We start from the raw sequence: 4,992 nt of genomic DNA on the forward strand, positions 1-4,992 counted from the left end.
TAGCGACTATTTTGACCATCTTGTATGCATTGGGATACAAAATCCACCGGCTTTATGATATCCTCCTGCAGTCCACCCGCCTTTTTTCCAATAAAATCCTGGCTGACACTCTATAGAATCCCACTCTCTAGCACTTGCTTCTGTAGTTGAACTTAAAGCAACAGAGATAAAAGACACCCCTAAAATTAGAACTAACAACTTTTTCATAATGCTTACCTCACTTTTTTTTAATTTTTATTAATATATTTTAATTTAACTGTTTTTATGTGTCAATAATTTATCAATTAAATTATTTTTAACGAGATAAACCTCGTCCTTTTGACATATCTCTTGAATATTTTTTACTCTGTTGCCAAGCCTTTTTATCTGTCGACTGTTCAAACGTAAAAGCTTTCTTCTCTAGCACTTGTTCTTCAGACAGTTGTAAAGTATTCGTTCGAGAACGTCCATTAGCCATATATTCGCCGACAAACTCATAACACCCTGTTTCTCTGTTGTAAAACGGGGCTTTTAGGGGGTAGAAATGTGGGTTTAAGGACATTGTTACCCCTTTTGACCCCGTATCTGGTGGTAAAAACAATGTCCCTTTTTCGTCAATGAGGTAAGTTCTATCCTTGGAATATCGCTCTAGGGATTTTTTTAATTTAGGCGCGTTCTGAAGGTACTTCACTCCTTGCTGAATCGTAAATAAAATGGTTTCTTTAGCATGACCTAGTCTTTCGTGAAGGTAAGTAGTTAACCCGTCAAACTTTAATTTTATTTCTTGATATTTTTCATTTAGTTCAGAAAAGTCGTAGGTTAAGTCAGTAATTTTATCTTTTAACCGCTTATTCTCTGTTTCTAACACAGAAACTGTTTGTGTTGTTGTATCAAGTTCTTGTTTGATTTGTTCGCTCTGGTCATAGTTTAGTTGTTTTTCTTCAAACGCTGTTAATTGTTCTTTTTTCAGGGTTAATTCATAGGCTAATTCCGTTATTTGTAATTCTTGTTCATGATTTACTTGTGTCAATTCTTTATTTTTCTGTGCCAAGTTATTGTTTTCGATTTTAAGGTGCTTATTTTGCGTTCTAAGCGTCTCGAAATCTTTCGTAATACTTTTTATCGCCGAAAAGTCAGAAGCGCTTAAAACGTATTTTAAACCGTTTAAACTAAATTTCTTTTCTTTGACATTTGCTAAATCAGGTAAAACGGTTGTTTGTAGAGAGTTAATGATTTCGTTTCGCTTCGTTTCCAGTTGGTTCATTGCTTGGACTTTGCCCTTTACTTCTTCGTTCTTCTCTTCAAGAAGGCGGTCAATACGGAAGATTGCCTGTTCATAAGAATGGAGTTCTCTCTCTTTTTCTGCCAGAATTTGTTCCTGATTAGCGAGTTCCTGCTTAGAAACTTGTAGCTCCTTTTGAACGTCTTTGTATTCTTTGACAGATAAATGCTTTTGCGGACTCCCACGGAGTCCACGCTCAATAGCATAGCCTCGTTCTTGCAAATAGGTTGGCAATTCTTCTTGAATCTCTAACAAATTTTGCCGACTAAACACCTGTTTACTGCTCAATCGCCCTTCGTACATAGGCACAATTCCTAAGTGCATATGGGGCGTGGTTTCGTCTAAATGTACCGTGGCATAGGCGACATTTTGTCGACCGCAGCGATCAGAGAAATATGCGACAACATCGGTAAAAAATGCTTGTGTGTCTGTATTCTCTTGAAAAAAGGCGGTATCACTAGTGATTATCCATTCGTTCACAAGGACTGCGTCTTTTCTAACCGCTCGTTTACTGATTCGTTGGCTCTCAATGATTTGTTTGATTTTCTCCCGATAATTGATTGAACCAGGATTGACTAAGTCATAATTCAAGTGAGATTTCTCAATATCAATATCAGGATTGGAATGATTATTGGTTTCTCGTTGATTATGTCGTTGGATACCACTTAAATTTCCGTCTTTCATTTTTTCCATACGTGCAACAATTTTTGACATGAGCGCTCCTCCCCCTTTTTTTTCTTGTGTCGTTCGGTGTCTTTGGATTTCGGCAGTACTTCCAAGTAAAGTATAACGCACTATACTTTACTTCGTAAAGGTGCGCTCTGCCGAGGGCTGTCGGCTAGTACTCGAAAGGTCAGCCTTTAGGCTTCCCAATCTCGCACTTAGCCGATTGCCTACGGTCAAACTTTCCATTTCTGCTAAGGCAGAAACTCCAAATTTCCCTCCGTCAGAAAACCGTTTAAATAACGACTGCCTGAAATTAGTGAACGTGCTAGCTTTCTGCTAGCCGGTGCTAGTAATGTGCTAATTTGGTGCTAAAAACCTGCTAGTCACTGCTAGGAATCTGCTAGTTTGGGTGCTAGAAACCTGCTATTGAGTGCTAAAAATGTGCTAGTTTACCTGAAAGTACCTGCTAGTAAAGTGCTAGCGAAGAACGAAAGTGTACCCCACGGGAAAGCCTTGCACTGCAAGGCGGGGTACCTTGTGTGCCCCCCAGTTCCCCTTATGCTCTTCCGAAACACAGGAAGAAATTAAGCGAATTTCAACAGTAAAAGCAAAAAATAACAGCAGTGGGATTGGGGGAACCCCAAAAATTTGAACGACTCCTACCAGTATTTTTGGTAGGAGTCGTTCAAAATATCGCAACATGGTACCATGTTGCTCCGCTTGCAAAAAGAAAGCCTACCCCAAAATGGAAGTAGGCTAATCTTGATATTTTTCGAGTGTTATCCCAAATAGTCAACATTTTTTTATAACAAGCAAGGGTAGTTTTTATTCTTCTTCGTCTAGAGATTGACCGTCAATCTTCACAATCCCACAGGAAATATCTTCTTCTAGCGTAACTTTGTAGGCTACCGTATCAATAAGTAGAATGTATGACCGACTTAGATAATTAAACATTCTTAGCGTTTCGTCTCGAACTACAGTATCTAATCGTGATAAGTCAAGTGGCTCCAAATCAAGCAATAGCGCTTCTAGTTCACTCTCAAACTTATCTAGTCGCTCCAGTACAGCCTGTGTGACTTCGTACTCCTCTTTTGTCATGTTGTATCCTGTCATTAATCCCATAAGTAGGACCTCCAAAATAATTTATTTTAGAAGTCCTCACGCAAATATGCTAAAATAATCTAGCAGTCCGGAAGATTGCGTGAGGAACTTGCTAACTTGCTTAATGTGAGGGGGCAAGTTCTTTTTTTATTCTCCGTTTACCCAATCGTGCATGGTTACGCTTGGTTTGTTGGTTTTCAGACCAGTAAACGTAAATTCTAGTTTGGCAATCTTATTGCCTTTTTTGGCTTTGATTTTTGTTACTTCTAAATTCTCAAAATAGTTATGGAGTTCTTTCATTGCTGGTTTTAAAACCTTTTGGTCAATGTTACCCATTTGATAATATTCGGGTATGTCTAACAATTCTCTGAAGTCTTCAATACTGACTACATAATACCCTGTTGAACGATATTGCATTAACAAACGAAACAATGTTTTAGCATATGTTGAGCGTATTGAAGTAAAAGCGGACAGCTCAAACCTACTAAACTCTGTTGTTAAACCATTTATTATATAGTCTAAATCTTGATTAACTCGAACTTCAACAAACTTTTGTTTTTTGTCGATTTTAAATCCATTGAATAAAACAAAATACTCTATTTCGTCATCGTTTTCTGTACGATAAGAAAGGTTCAGCATATCTTTATACAACTTTTCTAAGTCTGCTACAAAGGCTTTTGTAGCAGTCATTTTGTAGTCACTCAATTCCTTTAATTCCTCGAAGGAGAAACGAATATTCTCTACTCCTTTATCTTTCATTCGTGCGCATAACGCAAAGAACAGATCCATTTGTTTTGCATTAAAGTTTTTAAGTGGCACAAGATTTAACTCATTTTGATATTTAACAGCTAATTCCGATTTATCACTCATTCCTTTCGCCCCCTCACAATTCGAATATTAAAACAAACAACCAACTTTGTCAACAGTTGGTTGTTTGTTTTAATATTATGAAAATAAAACAGATAAAAAGTTGTTGGTAGTCAGATAAAAAGTTGTTGGTAGTCAGATAAAAAGTTGTTGGTAGTCAGATAAAAAGTTGTTGGTAGTCAGATAAAAAGTTGTTGGTACCATCTGCTCTTCCTTAGAGCCACGTGGCACACAGCCCGCCTAAAAAGGTTTTAAAAATATATATAAAATATATATAAAAGAAACGCGTGCGCGCGCGGAAATTTCCCGCCCAAAATTAACCTCTTTTTTCTACAAACAGGTCCGCGATATTTACAAAACTGGCACTAAAAAATCAAAAAAGGAGTGAGCGAAAATCCCGCTCACATTTTGCTTGCAGCGTTCACTTCGTTCACTCGCTAAAATCAAAATCAATACCGTTGACAAGGTAAATCATTTGGTTAGGCTCTATTTGCTTGTCTGAAGATCTTTAAGACATGTTTAGTTGTTTTAGGGTATCTTGGTTAGGATTGCGCCTTGCAGGCGGTCAGGGCAAGCCCTAACAACCCCCACAAGAAATTCTTCTTGTGATATACTTGTTTTGGCAACTGCCCCGAAAGGGGGTGTAAACATGATTGAAAGCTTAATTTCGTTGATTATCGCCCCACTTTTTGTGGGTTTAGTACTTTTGCTAGTTGATCGTTGGCTAGACGATTAGCAGATAATCTATGCAGTTGCTTTTCTAGCTCCAACGCTGAAATCGCAACAGTGTAAAAAAGCCCTCCTACTGAGAATAGGAGGGCTTTTTGGTGTAAACATGATTTTGCTTAATTTCGCTTCGCACTTACACAATAACATTTTTTTTCTGTATTTTCAAACATCAGATTAGATTACGCAAAACGTCAATTAGAGAAATACCATATCGAAATAGTTAGTATTAAACATAGTAATACTATGAGGATAGACAATATTTTACTTTTTGGACTATCTTCAAAGCTTTTATTTTCTGGTCTGTAAGTGGGATTCACTACTTTCGCGTTGTAATCCATTGTACTTCCCAAATATACTTCTGAAGATAG

General features: G+C 37.5%; 5 protein-coding genes. 1 reads left to right on the top strand and 4 read right to left on the bottom strand.

Annotated features, from left to right (window positions below; genetic code table 11):
- Nucleotides 1–6: 6 nt before the first annotated feature.
- From ACQGS6_RS22730 to ACQGS6_RS22745, 4 genes are all read right to left on the bottom strand, one after another.
- Nucleotides 7–207 carry a hypothetical protein gene (locus ACQGS6_RS22730; RefSeq protein ID WP_426965643.1) on the bottom strand — a complete coding sequence of 67 codons (201 nt, stop codon included), beginning with the start codon at nt 205–207 and terminating at the stop codon, nt 7–9.
- A gap of 88 nt (nt 208–295) precedes the next feature.
- Entirely contained in the window at nt 296–1,975 is a 1,680-nt protein-coding gene (mobV, locus tag ACQGS6_RS22735; protein WP_010717414.1) for a MobV family relaxase, read from the bottom strand.
- Between the two features lie 777 nt (nt 1,976–2,752).
- Nucleotides 2,753–3,040 (bottom strand): hypothetical protein, encoded by a 288-nt coding sequence (locus tag ACQGS6_RS22740; RefSeq protein WP_233050029.1) that lies wholly within the window; start codon nt 3,038–3,040, stop codon nt 2,753–2,755.
- Between the two features lie 135 nt (nt 3,041–3,175).
- The gene (locus tag ACQGS6_RS22745) at nt 3,176–3,898 is read right to left on the bottom strand and encodes a replication initiation protein (RefSeq protein WP_002360724.1); all 723 of its coding nucleotides are present in this window, start codon (nt 3,896–3,898) and stop codon (nt 3,176–3,178) included.
- A gap of 646 nt (nt 3,899–4,544) precedes the next feature.
- Between ACQGS6_RS22745 and ACQGS6_RS22750 the strand changes: the two genes are divergently transcribed.
- Complete coding sequence (locus ACQGS6_RS22750) at nt 4,545–4,631, top strand: type I toxin-antitoxin system Fst family toxin (protein WP_107196852.1); 87 nt, start codon at nt 4,545–4,547, stop codon at nt 4,629–4,631.
- Nucleotides 4,632–4,992: the final 361 nt, after the last annotated feature.

Source organism: Bacillus sp. GMs2/2 (assembly GCF_050172095.1).
GTDB classification, from domain to species: domain Bacteria; phylum Bacillota; class Bacilli; order Bacillales; family Bacillaceae_G; genus Bacillus_A; species Bacillus_A cereus.